The sequence below is a fragment of the Sinorhizobium arboris LMG 14919 genome, assembly GCF_000427465.1.
GTDB lineage: Bacteria > Pseudomonadota > Alphaproteobacteria > Rhizobiales > Rhizobiaceae > Sinorhizobium > Sinorhizobium arboris.
The window spans coordinates 593,031-610,609 of record NZ_ATYB01000008.1 but is presented as its reverse complement, the minus strand read 5'-3'; the positions used below and the strand labels follow the sequence as shown (position 1 = coordinate 610,609).

Annotated in this window: 17 protein-coding genes; 11 read left to right on the top strand and 6 right to left on the bottom strand. The window is 62.8% G+C overall.

The features are described from left to right. Positions 1-74: 74 nt before the first annotated feature. From SINAR_RS01000000133025 to SINAR_RS0103485, 6 genes are all read right to left on the bottom strand, one after another. Positions 75-1,019, bottom strand: coding sequence for an amidohydrolase family protein (locus SINAR_RS01000000133025; protein ID WP_033056975.1), 945 nt, complete (start codon positions 1,017-1,019; stop codon positions 75-77). Continuing rightward, positions 1,016-2,515, bottom strand: coding sequence for a tripartite tricarboxylate transporter permease (locus SINAR_RS0103505; RefSeq protein ID WP_027997767.1), 1,500 nt, complete (start codon positions 2,513-2,515; stop codon positions 1,016-1,018). The genes SINAR_RS01000000133025 and SINAR_RS0103505 overlap by 4 nt, the downstream gene beginning before the upstream one ends. A gap of 20 nt (positions 2,516-2,535) precedes the next feature. Continuing rightward, complete coding sequence (locus SINAR_RS1000000134655) at positions 2,536-2,991, bottom strand: tripartite tricarboxylate transporter TctB family protein (protein ID WP_050577418.1); 456 nt, start codon at positions 2,989-2,991, stop codon at positions 2,536-2,538. A gap of 168 nt (positions 2,992-3,159) precedes the next feature. Further along, positions 3,160-4,134 (bottom strand): Bug family tripartite tricarboxylate transporter substrate binding protein, encoded by a 975-nt coding sequence (locus SINAR_RS0103495; protein WP_027997766.1) that lies wholly within the window; start codon positions 4,132-4,134, stop codon positions 3,160-3,162. A 188-nt stretch (positions 4,135-4,322) separates the two neighbouring features. Further along, the gene (locus tag SINAR_RS01000000133015; protein WP_419761321.1) at positions 4,323-5,222 is read right to left on the bottom strand and encodes a LysR family transcriptional regulator; all 900 of its coding nucleotides are present in this window, start codon (positions 5,220-5,222) and stop codon (positions 4,323-4,325) included. Between the two features lie 240 nt (positions 5,223-5,462). After that, positions 5,463-6,836, bottom strand: a complete 1,374-nt coding sequence (locus SINAR_RS0103485) for an FAD-containing oxidoreductase (RefSeq protein ID WP_027997765.1) — start codon at positions 6,834-6,836, stop codon at positions 5,463-5,465. 236 nt (positions 6,837-7,072) lie between these two features. Here SINAR_RS0103485 and osmF point away from each other — a divergent pair, with 236 nt between their 5' ends. From osmF to SINAR_RS0103425, 11 genes are all read left to right on the top strand, one after another. Then, positions 7,073-7,990 carry a glycine betaine ABC transporter substrate-binding protein OsmF gene (gene osmF / locus SINAR_RS0103475; protein ID WP_033056973.1) on the top strand — a complete coding sequence of 306 codons (918 nt, stop codon included), beginning with the start codon at positions 7,073-7,075 and terminating at the stop codon, positions 7,988-7,990. Positions 7,991-8,068: 78 nt separating this feature from the next. Then, a complete protein-coding gene (locus SINAR_RS0103470) occupies positions 8,069-9,268 on the top strand; it encodes an ABC transporter permease (protein WP_027997763.1) in 1,200 nt (399 codons plus the stop codon). Continuing rightward, complete coding sequence (locus SINAR_RS0103465; protein WP_027997762.1) at positions 9,265-10,203, top strand: ABC transporter ATP-binding protein; 939 nt, start codon at positions 9,265-9,267, stop codon at positions 10,201-10,203. Before SINAR_RS0103470 ends, SINAR_RS0103465 begins: the two co-directional genes overlap by 4 nt. Beyond that, a complete protein-coding gene (locus SINAR_RS0103460) occupies positions 10,203-10,940 on the top strand; it encodes an ABC transporter permease (RefSeq protein ID WP_027997761.1) in 738 nt (245 codons plus the stop codon). Before SINAR_RS0103465 ends, SINAR_RS0103460 begins: the two co-directional genes overlap by 1 nt. 129 nt (positions 10,941-11,069) lie before the next feature. After that, positions 11,070-12,230, top strand: coding sequence for a Gfo/Idh/MocA family protein (locus tag SINAR_RS0103455; RefSeq protein WP_027997760.1), 1,161 nt, complete (start codon positions 11,070-11,072; stop codon positions 12,228-12,230). A 12-nt stretch (positions 12,231-12,242) separates the two neighbouring features. Continuing rightward, entirely contained in the window at positions 12,243-13,127 is an 885-nt protein-coding gene (locus tag SINAR_RS0103450) for a carbohydrate ABC transporter permease (RefSeq protein ID WP_027997759.1), read from the top strand. Continuing rightward, positions 13,124-13,981, top strand: a complete 858-nt coding sequence (locus SINAR_RS0103445) for a carbohydrate ABC transporter permease (RefSeq protein ID WP_027997758.1) — start codon at positions 13,124-13,126, stop codon at positions 13,979-13,981. Before SINAR_RS0103450 ends, SINAR_RS0103445 begins: the two co-directional genes overlap by 4 nt. Before the next feature lie 29 nt (positions 13,982-14,010). Beyond that, positions 14,011-15,240, top strand: a complete 1,230-nt coding sequence (locus SINAR_RS0103440) for an ABC transporter substrate-binding protein (protein ID WP_027997757.1) — start codon at positions 14,011-14,013, stop codon at positions 15,238-15,240. An 87-nt stretch (positions 15,241-15,327) separates the two neighbouring features. Beyond that, positions 15,328-16,461, top strand: coding sequence for an ABC transporter ATP-binding protein (locus tag SINAR_RS0103435; protein ID WP_027997756.1), 1,134 nt, complete (start codon positions 15,328-15,330; stop codon positions 16,459-16,461). A 2-nt stretch (positions 16,462-16,463) separates the two neighbouring features. After that, the gene (locus tag SINAR_RS0103430; RefSeq protein WP_027997755.1) at positions 16,464-16,964 is read left to right on the top strand and encodes a GNAT family N-acetyltransferase; all 501 of its coding nucleotides are present in this window, start codon (positions 16,464-16,466) and stop codon (positions 16,962-16,964) included. A gap of 218 nt (positions 16,965-17,182) precedes the next feature. Beyond that, a complete protein-coding gene (locus tag SINAR_RS0103425) occupies positions 17,183-17,566 on the top strand; it encodes a VOC family protein (RefSeq protein ID WP_027997754.1) in 384 nt (127 codons plus the stop codon). The last annotated feature ends 13 nt before the right edge of the window (positions 17,567-17,579 follow it).

Below are 17,579 nucleotides of genomic sequence, written 5' to 3'. Positions count from 1 at the left end.
CCTCGCCTTCTGCCCGTTCTGCCGGGCAGAGGGTTTTCCGGACCCCGCTCGGATCCGGTTCGACCGCATAGCCGTCACGTTCTTCGTCGCATCGCGGACATCCTTTCGATTTGACACGCTACGCGGTAGATGCGCGCGGCGTTGCCGGCAAACATCGCCTCCCGCTCCCGGCGATCGAAGCCGCGCGTCGCTTCCTTGAAGCCCCTAAAGATGGTGTCGAAGCTCCCGCAAAGGCCATCAACGGGGAAGTTCGAGGCGAACATGCAACGTTCCGGCCCGAACATATCGATAGCGTCCAGGATAATGGGACGATTATCCTCCAGCCGCCACGGTCTTCCCCTGAGGCCGAGCCCGGAGATCTTGATCGCGACATGGGGCACACGGGCGAAATCGCGCAGGGCGCTGCGCCAGCCCGCCAGCCCCTCAGCGCTCCGATCCGCGGGCAGGCCGGTGTGGTTGAGGATGATCGGGACGTCGGGATAGCGCTCGGCGATGCCGATAGCCTCGATAAGGTGCCACCACGGCACTTGCAGATCGAACATCAATCCATGGGCGGCAAGACGGGCAAAGCCGCGCTGCCACGCCGGATCGCTCATTGAGCCGGGCCGGCCCTGCTGGAAAGATCGCGGGTCGGGCGTTGCCGCAGGTTTCTGCCGGATGCTGCGCACGATGGGAAATCGCGCGAGCCGGGCCAGAACCGTGTCGATGTCTTTGCTCCTCAAATCCGCATGTGCGACATGCGCCAGGGGGCGCCCCGAGCCGGCACTAAGCTTGTCGATCCAGGCGGTTTCGCCGATAGGGTCGGCCGGGTCCCATTCCCCTTCCATCGTGATCGAGCCAATGACGTTGTGCCCTGCGCTCACGCGGTCGTAATCGTCGGCCAGGAAGGGGCGACAGATCGCCGAATAATCGCCGTAGCGGAACGGGATCAGCGGACGCTTCGAAAGCCAGGGATGATTGTTGGAAACCGGATCCCAGAAGTGGTGGTGTGCATCGATGATAGGAAGATCGTCGCTCATGCGGCCTTCCTCCTGGCCGCGCCGTACCGCACGATCATCCCGAGGAAGGTCGCCGCCCAGACAAGGATGCTGACGACGCCGAGTGCCGCTGCGACCGGCCGCTCGAAGAAGGCGAGCAGGTTGCCGTCCGCCTTGGCGAGCGTCGTCATGAAGTTGAACTCCACCATGCCCCCGAGCACGATGCCGAGGATAGCCGGTGCAACGGGTACGCCGTTTTCTTCCATGATCCAGCCGATCACGCCGAAGCAGAGCATGATGCCGACGTCGAAATAGGAGTTGTTGAGCGCGTAGGACCCGACGATGCAGGCGAGAAGCACCAGAGGCGGCAGCAGGCGCGGCGGGATGCGGACGATGTGGCGAGTGACCTTGATAAGCGCCAATCCGAGCGGCAGCATGAGCAGGTTTGCAAGAAGGAAGGCGATGAAGACCGCGTAGATGAGATCGGGTTGTTTGACGAAGATCAGCGGACCCGGCTCCATCCCCTTGAGGATCAGGACGCCGATGACGATCGCCGTAATGCTGTCGCCGGGGATGCCGAAGACCAGCGTCGGGACCCAGGCGCCCGAGAGTGCGGAATTGTTGGACGCGCCGGCCTCAGCGATGCCCTCGAGATGTCCTTTGCCGAATTTCTCCGGTGTTTTTGAGCAGCGCTTTGCAACCGCATAGGACATCCAGGCGGCGATGTCGGCGCCGGCGCCCGGCAGCGCACCGATCAGCGTGCCCGTCGCGCTGCCACGCCAGAGATTGGGCATGGTCGCTTTCAGATTGGTCCACAGACCGTCGGTCAGGCGAGCCATCGGGCCCAACTCCGCGACGTTTGCGTCCGGCGGATGGATGCACTGGCGGATGATTTCGGAGATGGCGAACAGGCCGATCATCGCCGGGATCATGCTGATGCCGCCCATCAGGTCGACATTGCCCAGGGTGAAGCGTGGCACGCCCGATGCGGGGTCTATCCCGATGGTTGCGACCGTCAGACCGAATAGCAGCGACAGGAGGCCCTTCAGCGGAGAGCCGCTTGCGATAAAGGCCGCGCAGGAGAGTCCGAGGATAGCGAGCCAGAAATACTCCTGGCTCGAAAACCCGATTGCGAACCGGCCGAGGAGCGGTGCGGCAAGGATCAGGACCGCCGATCCGACCAGCCCCCCGAAGACGGAGGACGCGACGAGCATGGCGAGGCCCAATTCCGGTCTGCCCGCCTTGGTGAAGGCATAGGCGTCTTCCGTATAGGCTGCGGAGGCCGGTGTGCCGGGCATGCGCAGGAGCGCGCCGGGGACGTCGCCCGCGAAGATTGCCATGGCGGTCATCGCTACGATGGCCGCGATGGCCGGCACCGGATCCATGAAGAAGGTGATCGGAACGAGAAGCGCTGTGCCCATGACGGCGGTCAGGCCCGGAATCGCGCCGATAACCAGTCCGAGTAAGCTTGCGGCAAAGATGACGACGAGAACCGACGGCTGAAAAACGAGGCTTGCTGCTGAGAGGATGGTATCCATGAATATGTTCCGGCTCGGGTTTAAAGGTGCAGTCCGAGGACGCCCGGCGGGAGCGGTACGCGCAGGAGGGTTTCAAAGACCAGGCTGAAGACAACTGCGGCAGCGGCGGCGAACGGCAATCCAAGGGACCAGCGCACGCCCAGCGACAGTGAAAAAGCGCCGACGATGAGGAAAGCCGTCAGCGGGAAGCCGAGGATAGGCGCTCCGTAAACATAGAGCGCTATTGCTGCGAACATGATGACGAGCCTGAGGCAGCTCGCAGCGCGGATGCCGTGCCGGCGCTTCACGGTGTCTCCGGTTCCGGTCACCGTTAGCAGAAGGCCGCAAAACACCATCGCGCTGCCGATGATGGACGGGAACAGGCCGGGTCCGAAGCGCTCGCCCGGCAGCGGTTGCAACTGCTGGGCACTCCAGAAGAACCAGGCTCCGAGCAGCGTGGCCGCCAGACCAAGCCATCTTTTCGACAATGTCGCCATGGACGCAACTCTGAAAGCATGTTGAAGAGAGGAAGGAAGGGGCGGCGGCGCAGCGCGTCCACCAGGGGCCGATAATCGCCGCCGCACTCGGGGTTTCCGATCGGTTCCGTCCCGCCGGCCATGGTTCAGCACAAGCGGCAGGACGCAGAGTTTTCCCCGACGATCCGATCACTTGGCGAGGCCGACATCCTTCAGGATATCGGCGGCGGTTTCGGAGAATTCGCCGGCAAAGATGCCGAACGCCTCCGGACCGTCCCAAAGGGACGTGATGCCGCGCTCTTTGAGGGCTGATTGCACGGGTTCTGCCTCATGCGCGGCCTTGCCCTTCTCGACCAGAGTCGCCTTGACGTCCTCCGGCAGCCCGGCGGGTGCGCAAAGCGAGAACCAGTTCGCCAGTGACCAGTCGGTTCCGGTTGCATCCTTGATCGTCGGTACGCCGGGGAAGGCCTCCGATGGCTCGTCGGCCATAATGGCCAGCACCTTTACTTCGCCTGCTTCCGCGAGCGCTTTGGCTTCGACAGGCGAACCGGTGAATACGGTGATGCCCCCCGCGACGAGATCCTGCAGGGCTGGCGCACCGCCCTGGCTCGCGACGAATTTGATCTGGTCGGCGGGCATGCCGGCAGCCTTCAGATAGCCGGCGACCGCCATGTGCCACGGGCCGCCGAGGCCCGAGCCAGATGCGATGTAGCTGCCCTTCTTCGAGGACTTCACGGCTTCGGCGAAGGACTTCATGTCGCCGAACGGAGCATTTGCCGCAACCGTGACACCGGCGGGAATGAGCGCCAGGCGTGACAGAAGGTCGAAATTTGCCGGCGTTATGTCGCCAAGACCGATCGTCTTGAAATAGGTGATCTCCGAGGTGCAGAGACCGAGCGTGTAGCCGTCCGGCTTGGCCGACATGATCGCCGAATGTCCGACGACGCCATTGCCGCCGGTACGGTTGACCACGTTGATCGGCACTCCGAGTTCTTTCTCCAGACCAATGGCGTATATCCGGGTGATCGTGTCGGCGCCGCCGCCGGCGCCCCAGGGGACGATGATCGAAACGGGGCGCTCGGGGTATTCGGCAAGGGCGCTTGTCGCGCTCGCCAGGGCAAGAGCGGCCGCAGCAAGACCGATCGATAGACGTAATTTGAGCATATGTTCCTCCAAAGGCTGCATTCCGTACCCGCGGCAGCTGAACCCGGACGACGAATTGCAGTTGACTCTCGATGGTCCCCCACCATCGTTCGCAGAGACTGCCATGTGCATTGATCATAAACTAATGAAAAGTCCGAAAGCGGCGATAACCAAACGAAATCACCGTGCCTCCGTGCGGGCGGCATGCATCAGGCGACGGTATCACTCCCTCCACCGCTCGCTCCGATGTGGCGGATGAGATCGATGAACGCATTTGCCGCCGCGGTCATGGGGCGATCGCGCAGCCTGATGATGCCGAAGACCCCAATGAAGGAGGGCAACTGCACCGGCAGGATGGAGACGAGGCCCGCGTCTTCGTAATACTGAGCTACGGTCTCGGGCATCACGGCCAGCATGTCGCTTCGCCCGACGAGCGACGTTGTCGTCAGCATTGAGGCCGTCTCGATTGTATGACGTGGAAGGGCAAGATTTTTCTGAGAGAACGCGATGTCGATGCTCCTGCGGATGGGAGTGCTCGGCGGCAGAAGGATCCAGTCGAAATCCTGCAAATCCTTCAGATCAAGATCGCTCCGGTGCCGCAGGGGATGATCCGGCCTTGCGATGATCGAGAGGTATTCCTCGCGCAACGGCTCGAACAGCATCACGTCCTGGTGACGCGCCACCGTCATCCGGCCGACGGCGATCTCGATCTCGCCTTCCTCCAGAGCGGCCAGCAGCTTGTTGCTGGTCGACACGATCAGGGACACCGAGACATCGGGATGGATCGTCTTTGCCTGCCGGATAGCCTCGTCCACGAGGCCCGGTATTGCCTCGGTGATCGCCCCGATCCGGACGGTTCCGATGACGCCCTCCCGCAGCGACCGGAGCTCTTCGCCGAGACGTGCGAGATCGTTGAGAAAGACGCGGGCATAGCGGCCAACTGCCTCGCCGTAGATCGTCGGCTCCATGCCTCTGCTCGTCCGCACGAACAAGGGCGAACCGAGGGTGAGTTCGGTTTCGCGAAGCAGCTTCGTTGCGCCCGGCTGCGAGAGATTCAGTTGCTCCGCCGCCCGATGCAGATTGCGGGTGGCAACGAGCGTCATGACCAGCGACAGTTGCTTGAATTTCAGGCGGTTGACCGCGAGGTTGGCTGGTTTCTTCAGGACAATCTCCTGCGCAGGAATCGGACGGGTCGCAAGCGATCTTAGCGCGTCGGATTGGGACGGGTTAAGATCGTCGGGCTCTTTGATTGATGTGCCCTGGATTGCCGCCGGGGGTGACGGCCCGATCAGCGATTTCTTCCTGCCGATCGCGGCAGTCCTCTGGGGGGCGCTCTTTTCGGAAATGACCTACGCCTGTGAGAGATCGCCGAACACCGTCGGGATGAGCTCCGATACGGTCGGGTGGATGTGCACCGCGCGGGCGATCGTGGTGTAGGGTTTCTTCGCATACATCACGTCAAGGATGCTCTGGATGGCCTCGTCGCCGCCCGTTCCGAGGATAGACGCGCCGAGAATATCCTTTGTGTCCGCATCGACGATCACTTTCATAAAACCCTGCGTCTCGCCCTTCTCGACCGCACGGCCGACCCGTGTCATCGGGCGCGTCCCGATCAGGAGCTTGTGGCCTTTCTTGCGGGCCTCGCTCTCGGTCATGCCGGCGCGGCCGAGCGGTGGGTCTATATAGAGCGCATAGGTCAGGATGCGGTCGCTCACCCGCCTCGGATCGTCGTCGATGAGATTGGCGGCGACGATCTCGAAGTCGTTATAGGAGGTATGGGTGAACGCACCGCGGCCGTTGCAGTCGCCCATCGCGAAGATGTGTGGAACATTGGTGCGCAGACTGTCGTCGACCTCGATATAGCCGCGTGCGTCGGTTTTCACGCCTGCCTTGTCCAGGCCGAGATCATCCGTATTCGGCTGGCGGCCGGTCGCAAGCAGCACATGCGAGCCCACGACCTCGGGCGCGCCGGATGTGCAATCGATGCCGACGGCGACGCCACCGGCATGTTTCGAGAAGCGGATGCATTCCGCATCCGTGCGAATCCGGATGCCCTCCTTTTCGAGGATCTCACGGATCGCGTCGGAGACTTCGGGGTCCTCCCGCCCAATCAGCCGCGCGCTCTTTTCGATGACGGTGACATCGGAACCGAAGCGGCGGAACATCTGGGCGAATTCGAGCCCGACATAGCTGCCGCCGACGACGATGAGGTGGTCCGGCAACTCCGCAAGGTCCATGAGTGAACTGTTGGTAAGATAGGGGACGTCGTCCACGCCGGGAAAGTCGGGCACCGCTGCGCGACCGCCCACATTGATAAAGATCCGCTCTCCTGAAATCAGGTCGTCGCCGATGCGGATCTCCCGCGGACCTTCGAAACGGGCATGGCCCTCGAAGACCGCACAGTTCTTCATCCCCTTGAGCCACTTCTCGACGCCTGAGCGGGCATCGAGCCGGACCTTTTCCTTTCGCGCCATAACGCGGCCGAAATCAACCGAGACGGCACCCGTCGTCATGCCGTATTCGGCGCCGCGGCGGGCGGTGTGGATCGCGTAGGCGCTCGCGACCATCGCCTTGGTGGGCATGCAGCCGGTATTGACACAGGTGCCGCCGAAGAGCTTGCGCTCGACAAGCGCAACGGTCATGCCGGCATCCGTCAGCCGTCCGGCGAGGGATGGTCCCGCCTGGCCGGCACCGATGATGATCGCATCGAAACGCTTGTGCATGACAACCTCCGAGGAGATGCTGGCGCCGGGCGAAAGAGTGGTCCACATTACGTCCGATTGCAATGCGGATTTACGGCAACGCGCGCCGCCCGACCGAGGGCGTCACCGAACGGGATCGCGAGGGCAGAGAGCTCAAGCTCGATTTTTTTCGGAAAACTGACATATATGGAACGTCTTGGCCGGACGCAGCGCGGAAAGCGTGATCACAGTTGAGGTCAAAACCGAGGGAGACAATCATGCGACTGAACTTCACCAGGACACTGATCGGTGCCGCCTTTGCGCTTGCACTCACCACCGCGGCGGCCGAAGCCGACGTCGTCGTTTCCTCGAAGATCGATACGGAGGGCGGCGTTCTCGGCAACATCATCCTCTCGGTCCTCAACGCCAACGACATCAAGACGACGGACCGCGTGCAACTCGGCGCCACCCCCGTGGTGCGCAAGGCGATCATCGCCGGCGAGATCGACATCTATCCGGAATATACCGGCAATGCCGCCTTCTTCTTCGAGAAGGCCGACGACCCGGCCTGGAAAGATGCGGCGAAAGCCTACGAAGCGGCGAAGAAGCTCGATTATGACGCCAACAAGATCGTCTGGCTGACGCCGTCGCCGGCAAACAACACCTGGGCGATCGCTCTGCGCAAGGACGTTGCCGAGAAGAACAACCTCAAGACCCTCTCGGATTTCGGCAAATACGTTTCCGATGGCGGTGAGGTCGTGCTCGCGGCCTCGTCCGAATTCGTCAACTCCGCCGCCGCTTTGCCTGCTTTTCAGACGACCTATTCCTTCAAGCTGAAGCCGGAGCAGCTCATCACGCTCTCGGGCGGCGACACCGCCGCCACGATCGCAGCCGCGGCGAATCAGACGAACGGCGCGAATGCGGCGATGGTCTACGGCACCGACGGCGGGATTGCGCCTTCCGGTCTGGTCGTGCTCGAGGATGATCAGGGCGTTCAGCCGGTTTACCAGCCGGCGCCGATCATTCGCGAGGCGGTTCTCAAGGAAAATCCGGCGATCGAAGAACTCCTGAAGCCGGTCTTCGAAAAGCTCGACCTCACGACCCTGCAGGAACTCAACGGCCGCGTGCAGGTCGGCGGCGAGTCGGCCAAGGCCGTCGCCGAGGAGTTCCTGAAGGCAAACGGCTTCCTGAAATAGCTTGACGTCGGGGAAGAGCGCTGGTCCGATGGGACTTCGACCGCGCTCTCCCTCATCTCGCGTCGAACGGACGGCTGAATGGCGATTGGCATCATCCAGGAAAAGGAACGCTTGGCCTTCCGTTTCGACAAGCTCGGTCTGATCATTGCGATCCTCGCCCTCTATGGGGCGCTCCTCGCTCCTTTTGCGACGTTTCGCGCCAACCGGATCGTTCAGGGCGAAGCGCGGGCAATCCTGGAAGCTCTGCCGCCGCTGCTCGGCAACGGGTTCCTCGTCCTCATGGTCGCCGGCGCCGGCGTCGCGTTTTTGAGGACGCCGCGGCTCTTGCGGATGGCCGCGGCGCTGGCCGCGCTGGCAGCCCTGGCCCTGCTGATCGGGGTCGCGGCCGATCACCTGACACCGCCCGACAATAGCTATGCACGCGTGTCGCCCGCCTCCGGCTTCTGGATTCTGGTCTTCGCCTTCTCGCTGTTGCTCACGGACGCCCTGACCCGTCTCAATCCGGGGCCTGGCCTGCGGCTCCTCGTATTTGCGGGCGTTCTCGTCGTTGTCGGCGGGATGCTTGTCGCCGGCCGCTGGGACGACCTTTCGATCATGAAGGAATATGCGAACCGCGCCGACCTGTTCTGGGCCGAGGCGGCCCGCCACGTGACGCTGGCGCTCGGCTCGCTTGCCGCGGCGGCCGTTGTCGGATTGCCGCTCGGGATCCTCTGTCACCGCGTCGGACGGCTGCGGGCCGGCGTGCTCAATGTACTGAACGCCATCCAGACGATCCCCTCGATTGCGCTTTTCGGCATTCTGATCGCACCGCTCGGCTGGATCGCGGCGAATGTTCCCGGCGCTGCGGTGATCGGCGTTCGCGGCATCGGAGCCGCCCCTGCCTTCGTTGCGCTCTTTCTCTATTCGCTGCTGCCTGTCGTCGCCAATACGGTCGTCGGACTTGCCGGCGTGCCGCGTGCGGCCAACGACGCGGCGCGGGGCATCGGCATGACGGACCGGCAGCGCCTCGTCGCGGTCGAGTTTCCGCTGGCCTTTCCGGTGATCCTGACCGGCATCCGCATCGTGCTCGTGCAGAATATCGGGCTCGCCACGATCGCGGCCCTTATCGGCGGCGGAGGCTTCGGCGTCTTCGTCTTTCAGGGGGTGGGCCAGACAGCGATGGACCTGGTGCTGCTCGGCGCCATTCCGACCGTCGTGCTGGCCTTCACCGCCGCGATCGTACTCGACGCCCTGATCGAGATGACCGCGCCAAACCGCAATCGGGGCAATGCCGCATGATCGAAATCGAGGAAATAACCAAGCGCTACGGCGATACGACAGTTGTAAGTGACGTATCGCTGACGGTCGCGCCGCATACGGTCACCGTCATCGTCGGAACCTCCGGCTCCGGCAAGACGACGCTTCTGAGAATGATCAATCGCCTCGTCGAGCCGACGGCCGGCACGGTCAAGATCGACGGCGAGGACAACCGATCGATCCCGGGCTTCGAGTTGCGCCGGCGCATCGGCTACGCCATTCAGGGGCATGGCCTGTTCCCGCATCGCACGGTCGCCCAGAATATCGCGACCGTGCCGACGTTGCTCGCCTGGGAGAAAACCCGCATCGACGCCAAAGTCGAAGAGCTCTTGAAACTGTTCCAGCTCGATCCGGAGGAATTCGGGCCGCGCTATCCTCACGAGCTTTCCGGCGGCCAGCAGCAGCGGGTGGGCGTTGCAAGGGCGCTTGCGGCGGAGCCGAACGTGCTCCTCATGGACGAGCCTTTCGGCGCGCTCGACCCGATCATCCGCGCCAAGGCACAGGACGACCTGGCCGCCATCCAGAAACATTTCGGCACCACGATCATCCTCGTCACGCACGACATGGAGGAGGCGTTCCACCTTGCCGACAGGATTGCGGTCATGGACAAAGGCGAAGTGGTGCAGTACGCGACGCCGGCCGAAATGCTCGTCCGGCCCGCAACGCCCTTCGTCGAGACGCTTGTGGGCGCGAGCGAGCGGCCGTTCCGGCTGCTCGGCATCGAAACGGTCGGCGAGGCGGTCGAGCCCGGCTCGGCCGAAGGCCGACCTCTTCCGGAAGTCCTCAGCCAGCGTGATGCGCTGTCGGAGCTCCTGTGGACGGGCCGCTCGGCCCTGCCGGTGGCTGCGGCGGACGGCGCGATCCTGGGCAAGGTCACTCTCGAAGCGCTCGTGAAGCGTGCGGCGAGGCGGCAGTGATGGTCACCTTGCCCAATCTGTTCCGGTTGGTTGTGCTTGCCGTGTTGCTGGCGTTCCTGGTGCAGCCCGCCTGGTTCGAGCCGCTGCTGAAACCGCTGGTGCAGGAGAGTGCGCCGGCCGTCTACAACCAGGGCAGCCTGTTCTGGCTGACAATCCTGCACTTGAGGACCGTCTTCGTTGCGACTTTGGCCGCAACCGTCGTCGCCGTCTCACTGGCGATCATCGTCACGCGGAAGGCGGGCGCCGAGTTTCTGCCGCTCTCGCGCAGCCTGGTGAACATCGGTCAGACCTTCCCGCCGGTGGCAGTTCTTGCCCTCGCGGTCCCGGTCTACGGCTTCGGCGAGAAGCCGACCCTGATCGCGCTTTTCCTCTACGGTCTTCTGCCGATTTTCGAAAATGCCCTGACGGGTCTGACGACGCTGCCGCCGACCGTGATGGAGGCCGCACGCGGCGCGGGAATGACCGGTCGCCAGCGGCTCTTCAGGATCGAGCTTCCGCTGGCCTTGCCGGTGATACTGACGGGCATCCGCCTTTCCGTCGTGATCAGCCTCGCGACGGCGACGATCGGCTCGACGGTCGCGGCAAAGACGCTCGGCGAAGTCATCATTGCCGGACTTCAGTCCAACAATCTCGCCTTTGTCCTCCAAGGCGGCCTGATCGTTGGAGCGCTTGCCGTCCTCATTCACGATGCGCTCCAAGGGCTTGAACGGGCATTCGCCGGTCGAGTGCACATCTGAAGCGCCTCGCGTCTTTGATGAAAATGAATTTCACGCGGTGCCGCATTTTCCGATTTTTTATTGACGAGGCGAAAAATCTGTCCCAGTCTACGAAAAATAATTACGTCGAGACAAGGGAACAGCGTCAGCATGAAAGTCGGTATAATCGGACTCGGATTCCGTCTGGGGTATCTGGGCTACGTCTTCAAGGCGATCGACGAAGCCTTCGAGATTGCGGGATACGTGGATCCCGAGCCGGCGGGCCTTGGCACGCTTACCGAAAAATGCATTTCCGCCGGCAGGGCCTATGCGACGCCTGAAGAGCTGATCGCCGGCGAAAAGCTCGATCTCCTGATGATCGGCTCGCCGAACCACATGCATCTCGATCATATCCGCATCGGCATCGAGGCCGGGCTCAAGGTCTTCTGCGAGAAGCCGATCGTCAGCACGATCGAGCAGAGCCTGGAGCTTGCGGCGCTGCTTTCGAAACACGGACCCGACCGCCTGATGGTCGGCCTCGTGCTGCGTTATGCGCCGCTCTACCGCGACCTGCGCGCCGCGCAAGCCGCGGGAACGCTCGGTCACGTTGTTTCGATCGAGGCCGCCGAGCACATAGAGCCTTATCATGGCGCTTTCTTCATGCGCGACTGGCGTCGCTACGGGCGCTATGCCGGAAGCTTCATGCTCGAGAAGTGCTGCCACGACCTCGACCTCTACAATGGGGTGGTCGGGGCGCGCCCGGAACGCGTCGCCAGTTTCGGCGGCCGCAAGAGCTTTATCCCGACCAACGACCCGAGGCGCGACGGCGTCAACGACCTGCAGCTTTTCCACCGCAAGCCGAGCGGCTGGCTCGGTTCCGACAAGGTCTTCGACAGCGACGGCGACATCATCGACTATCAGGTCGCCATCGTCGAGTACGCCAACGGCGTCGCGATGACCTTCCACACCAACCTCAACGTGCCGGACCAGTTCCGCCGCTTTTGCGTCGTCGGATCGCGCGGCATGGCGGAGGGCGACTTCATTCGCGGTTATCTCGACGTGCACGAAGTGCTCTCGGGCAAAAAGGTCGTGGAGAGGCGCTACGCCAAGGAGACGGCGCTCTCGCAACACTACGGCGCCGACGAGCAGATGGCGGCCGAGATCATCGCGCATGTCCGGGATGGCGGCCCGTTGCCGGTGTCGCCGCTCGATGCGCTGGAAGCGGGCATTCTGGCGCTGTCCATGGATGAGGCGCGGATGAAGAGGACGGTCGTCGATCTGCGGCCGCTCTGGGACCGCTTCGACGAAGCGCTGCACGCCCGTGCTGCTTGAGAGGGGGAGCGGATGAGCGTTCGGCGCAGCACGATCGTCTTTGCCTGGATACTGCTCCTTCCGGCCGTGTTCTACGTGACGGTGATCGTCGCCTATCCGCTGGTCGATACCTTCATCCTGTCCTTCACGGATGCCTCGCTGAAGAAGACGACGAACTGGGTCGGAACGGCCAATTACGACAAGATCTTCAATGCCACCTTCGCGGAAGTGATCCTCCGCACCTTCGTCTGGACCGCCTTCTCCGTGGCAATCAAGATGATCATCGGCACATTCGGCGCGGTGATGCTGAACGCAGCAGTGCCGGGGCGGGCCCTGTTTCGCGTGCTCACCATGCCGCCGTGGATCGTGCCCATGGCGATCGGCATCTTCATGTGGGGCTGGATGTATAACGGCCAGTTCGGGATGATCTCCGGCATGCTCCAGAATTGGGGACTTGTGGACGGCCCGGTCGCTTTCCTGGCGCATGGGTCCACCGCTTTCTGGGCGACGATCGTCACCGATGTCTGGATCGGGGTGCCCCTTGTGACGCTTTACATGCTCGCCTCGATGCAGGCCATTCCGCAGGATCTCTACGAGGCCGCCTGGACCGACGGAGCAGGACGCTTCTACCGTTTCCGCCGCATTACCCTGCCGCTCCTCGTGCCGCCGATGATCACCATGTCGATGCTGTCGCTGATCGCGACCTTCAACTCGTTCGACATCATCTGGATTCTGACCCAGGGCGGGCCGAACGGCGATACGACGACGATGATCATCGACACCTACCGGACCGCGATCGGCTCGAAGAAATACGGAGAGGGCGCCGCGCGAGCCGTGCTGATCTGCATCTTCCTGTCGATCTTCTGCCTCGCCTATTTCCGCGTCACCCACCGCCTTGCCACGGGAGAAAGTCGATGAGCCAACCCGCGATGATCAACCGCTATCGCTGGTACGAGCTTGTGGGCATCTATGCGGGCATCTTCGTCTTCCTGGCCTTCATTCTTGCGCCCTTCGTCGAGGGCTTCCTAGTTTCGCTGAAGCCGCTGAGCCGCCTCTTTTCCTCTCCCTACCGCTTCTGGCCGGAGAACGGCTCCTTCGAGGCCTATCGCACGATGTGGGTGAGCGTGCCGGGCTTCGCCCGCTACATCTTCAACTCCTTCTTCATTTCCGTCATCGTGACAGCCGTCGTGCTGGCGCTCGTGGTGCCGGCGGCCTATGCCTTTGCTCGGTTCAGGTTCCGCGGCAGCGGGGCGCTGCTCGCCGCTTTCCTGGCGGTCAACATGTTCTCGGGCGCGGTGCTGCTCATCCCGCTCTTTCGGCTGATGCGCAGCTTCGGCGTGCTGAACACCTATTTCGCCATGATCGTTCCCGGTGTCGCCTTCCTGATCCCCTCCGCTATCTGGCTTCTGCGTACCTACATGATGCGGATCCCGCGCGAATTGGACGAGGCAGCCTTCGTCGACGGTGCGAGCCACTTCTACACGCTGCGCCGGGTGATCCTTCCGATCGCCATGCCGGGCATTACGGTCGTGGCGATCACCACCTTCATCGGCTCCTATGCCCAGCAGTTCATCTTCGCGCTGACGTTCAACTCCAAGACCGAATACATGCCGCTGCCCGTGGGCCTCTTCGCCTATTTCGGCCGGCAGGAAGTGGTCTGGAACGAACTGATGGCGGCAAGCTTCGTCGGCATCGCGCCCGCCGTGATCGTGATCTTCTTCCTTCAGCGCTATCTCGTCAGCGGCCTGACCGCGGGCGCGGTGAAACAATAAACAACCACCAAAATAGGGGAGTCTAATCAGTGACAATCGCTTACAAAGCTACCTGTTTGACGCTTGCCTTGCTCGGGTCGACAGCCTTCGGCAGCATCGCTGCACAGGCCGCTGACCAGGAGATCAGCTGGATCTATTGCGGCGACACGATCGATCCTATCCATGAGAAATACATCAAGGAATGGGAGGGGAAGAATCCCGGCTGGAAGGTGACGCCCGAAGTCGTCGGCTGGGCCCAGTGCCAGGACAAGGCGACGACGCTTGCCGTGGCCGGCACGCCGGTCGGCATGGCCTATGTCGGATCGCGCGCGCTCAAGGAACTCGCTGAAAACGAACTGATCGTTCCGATCCCGATGACCGGGGACGAGAAAAAGAGCTACTATCCGAACATTGTCGACACGGTGACGTTCGAGGGAACGCAGTGGGGCGTGCCCATCGCCTTTACGACCAAGGCACTCTACTGGAACAAGGATCTTTTCAAACAGGCCGGCCTTGATCCGGAAGTCCCGCCCAAAACCTGGGCCGAAGAGATCGCCTTCGCCAAGCAGATCAAGGAAAAGACCGGGATTGCGGGTTACGGACTCCCGGCCAAGACCTTCGACAACACGATGCACCAGTTCATGCATTGGGTTTACACCAATAACGGCAAGGTCATCGACGGCGACAATATCGTCATCGACAGTCCGGAAGTGCTCGCCGCCCTGCAGGCCTACAAGGACATCATTCCCTATTCCGTAGAGGGGGCCACGGCTTACGAGCAGAACGAAGTCCGCGCCATCTTCCTTGACGGCAAAGTCGGCATGATCCAGGCGGGCTCCGGAGCCGCCGCCCGGCTGAAGGAAACGAAGGTCAACTGGGGCGTGGCGCCGCTGCCGCTCGGCCCTTCGGCCAAGGGCGAAGGCACGCTGCTGATCACCGACAGCCTTGTGGTGTTCAAGGATACGGGCGTCGAGGAGAAAGCGATCGAGTTCGCCAAGTTCATCACCTCTCCCGGCCCGCAGGGCGAGTACGAACTGCAGGGCGGCGCAGGGCTGACGCCGCTTCGGCCCTCTCCTGAGGTCGACGAATTCGTCAAGGCCGATCCGTCCTGGAAGCCGTTTATCGACGGCATCGCCTATGGTGGTCCGGAGCCGCTCTTCAAGGACTACAAAGGTTTCCAGAACACGATGATCGAGATGGTCCAGTCGGTGGTGACCGGCAAAGCCGAGCCGGGGGATGCCCTGAAGAAGGCGGCGGCCGACCTCGAGCAGTACAAATGAGCCGGCGGGACCGCCGCGCTTCAGCCCGGCGGTCCCGCCTTCCATGTTGGAAAAAACGCCGCTGCGCCGGTGGCCGGAGACAGTTTATTGGGACAGCTCACTCTCAACAAGGTTCAGAAATTCTACGGCACCTACGAGGTGTTGAAGAGCATCGAGCTCGAAGTCGGGAATGGCGAATTCGTGGTCTTCGTCGGGCCTTCCGGCTGCGGCAAGTCCACATTGCTCAGAATGATCGCGGGGCTTGACGAGACGACCGCCGGCGACATCGTCATCGACGGCAAGCGGGTCAACGATCTGCCACCGGCCAGGCGGGGCATAGCCATGGTCTTCCAGTCCTATGCGCTCTACCCGCATATGAGCGTGTTCGAGAACATCGCCTTCCCGCTCAGGGTCGAGAAGATGGCCGAGGAGAAACTGAAGGCGAAGGTCGAGCATGCCGCCCGCATATTGCATCTCGATCAGCGGCTGGAGCAGAAGCCCGGTATGCTTTCGGGCGGCCAGCGCCAGCGCGTGGCGATCGGCCGGGCGATCGTGCGCGAACCGAAGATCTTCCTCTTCGACGAGCCTCTGTCGAACCTCGACGCGGCGCTTCGCGCCGACATGCGCATCGAGCTTGCGAAGCTGCACCGGCAATTGAAGGCGACGATGATCTACGTCACGCACGACCAGGTCGAGGCGATGACGATGGCGGACCGGATCGTCGTGCTGAATGCCGGTGAGATCGCCCAGACGGGAGCGCCGCTGGAGCTCTATCACAAGCCCGCCAACATATTCGTTGCCGGCTTCATCGGGCATCCGAAGATGAATTTCCTGCCGGTCACCTGCACGGGAGTCGGCGATGCCGGCGTGGAAGTGGATTACAAGGGGCAGAGGCTTGTCGTTCCCGTCGAGCCCCGCGCGGGGATGGCCGGGCAAACGCTCTCGCTCGGCGTGAGGCCGGAACATATCCGCATGGGTGCGGCGGACCTGACGCTGCCGATCAACCCCTCGGTGATCGAGCGCCTCGGCGCTCATACCGTGGCCTATGCGGCGCTTGACGGGGAGGGCGAGAATTATTGCGCCATGTTGCCGGGGACGCTTGCGATCCGCGCGGAGGAACTGGTCAAGACCGGCATCCGCGCGGCCGATTGCCACCTCTTCGACGAAAAGGGCATCGCCTTCGAGCGCCGGGTCGAAATGACCGACATCGACATGGCCCTCTTCGACCCGGCGGCGGCGTGACGATGGGAGTTGCGATCAGGCTGCTCGGCACGGACGATGTCGAGGCCTTCCGCACCGTTCGGCTGGAAGCGCTGCGGACGGAGTCAGCTTCATTTGCCAGTAGCGCCGAAGACTGGGAAGGATTGTCAGCCGAGGAGTGGCGCGGCAGAATGGTCGATGCCTCGGTCTTCGTTGCCTTCCGGGGCGATGTCCCTGTGGGGATTATGGGCTTGATGCGTCAGCGCGCGAGCAAAATGGCGCATCGGGCGACGCTCGTCATGGTCTATGTGCACCAGGAACAGCGCGGCACGGGCCTTGCGAAGCGCCTTTTGGAAACGGTTGCGGATCATGCGCGAAAGGCGGGCATCAAGCAGTTGGAGCTTGCGGTCAGCGCCGAGAACGTGGTCGGCGCCCGGTTTTACGAGCGCCAGGGCTTCGCCGAAGTCGGGCGCATTCCGGGCGGCTTCCTTCACGAGGGCCGGGAAATCGACGACGTCCTAATGGTAAGACGCATCGCTGATTGATCGCCTCCTGCCGCATGTTTTCACGGCGGGTTATCTGTTCGGCACACGGCGGTCGTGTCATGCTGGAAGCAAGCTGCCGGGCGCTATGGAACGCCGCTGCGTCTGAAGGGAACATGTGGTCCGGGGCAACGCGCCCCCGGACAGGGGGCGTCCGGGTCGCAATCATGCGAAAGTCCGCCTGGCGGGCTGTTCTGGTGCACTTGAATCGGGAGGCAGGAATGTCGGAAACAACCGTCAACGTGCGTTACATGGTCGACGACGTCGCGGCCGCGGTCGCGTGGTACACGAAACATCTTGGCTTTTCTCTTCTCTCCAACCACGCTCCCGCTTTCGCGGACGTCAGGCGGGGAGGGCTGCGGCTATTGTTGAGCGGCCCGTTGAGCTCGGCGGGTCGGCCGATGCCGGACGGCGAATGCCCTGCACCGGGTGGCTGGAACCGGATTCACCTTGTCGTCGACGATCTGGCCGCTGAGGTCGAACGGCTGCGTGCCGCGGGCGTGAGGTTCCGCAACGACGTCGTCACCGGACCCGGCGGATCGCAGATATTGCTGATTGACCCTTCAGGCAATGTCGTGGAACTGTTTCAGCCGGCGGCTCGCTGACGATCCAACACTT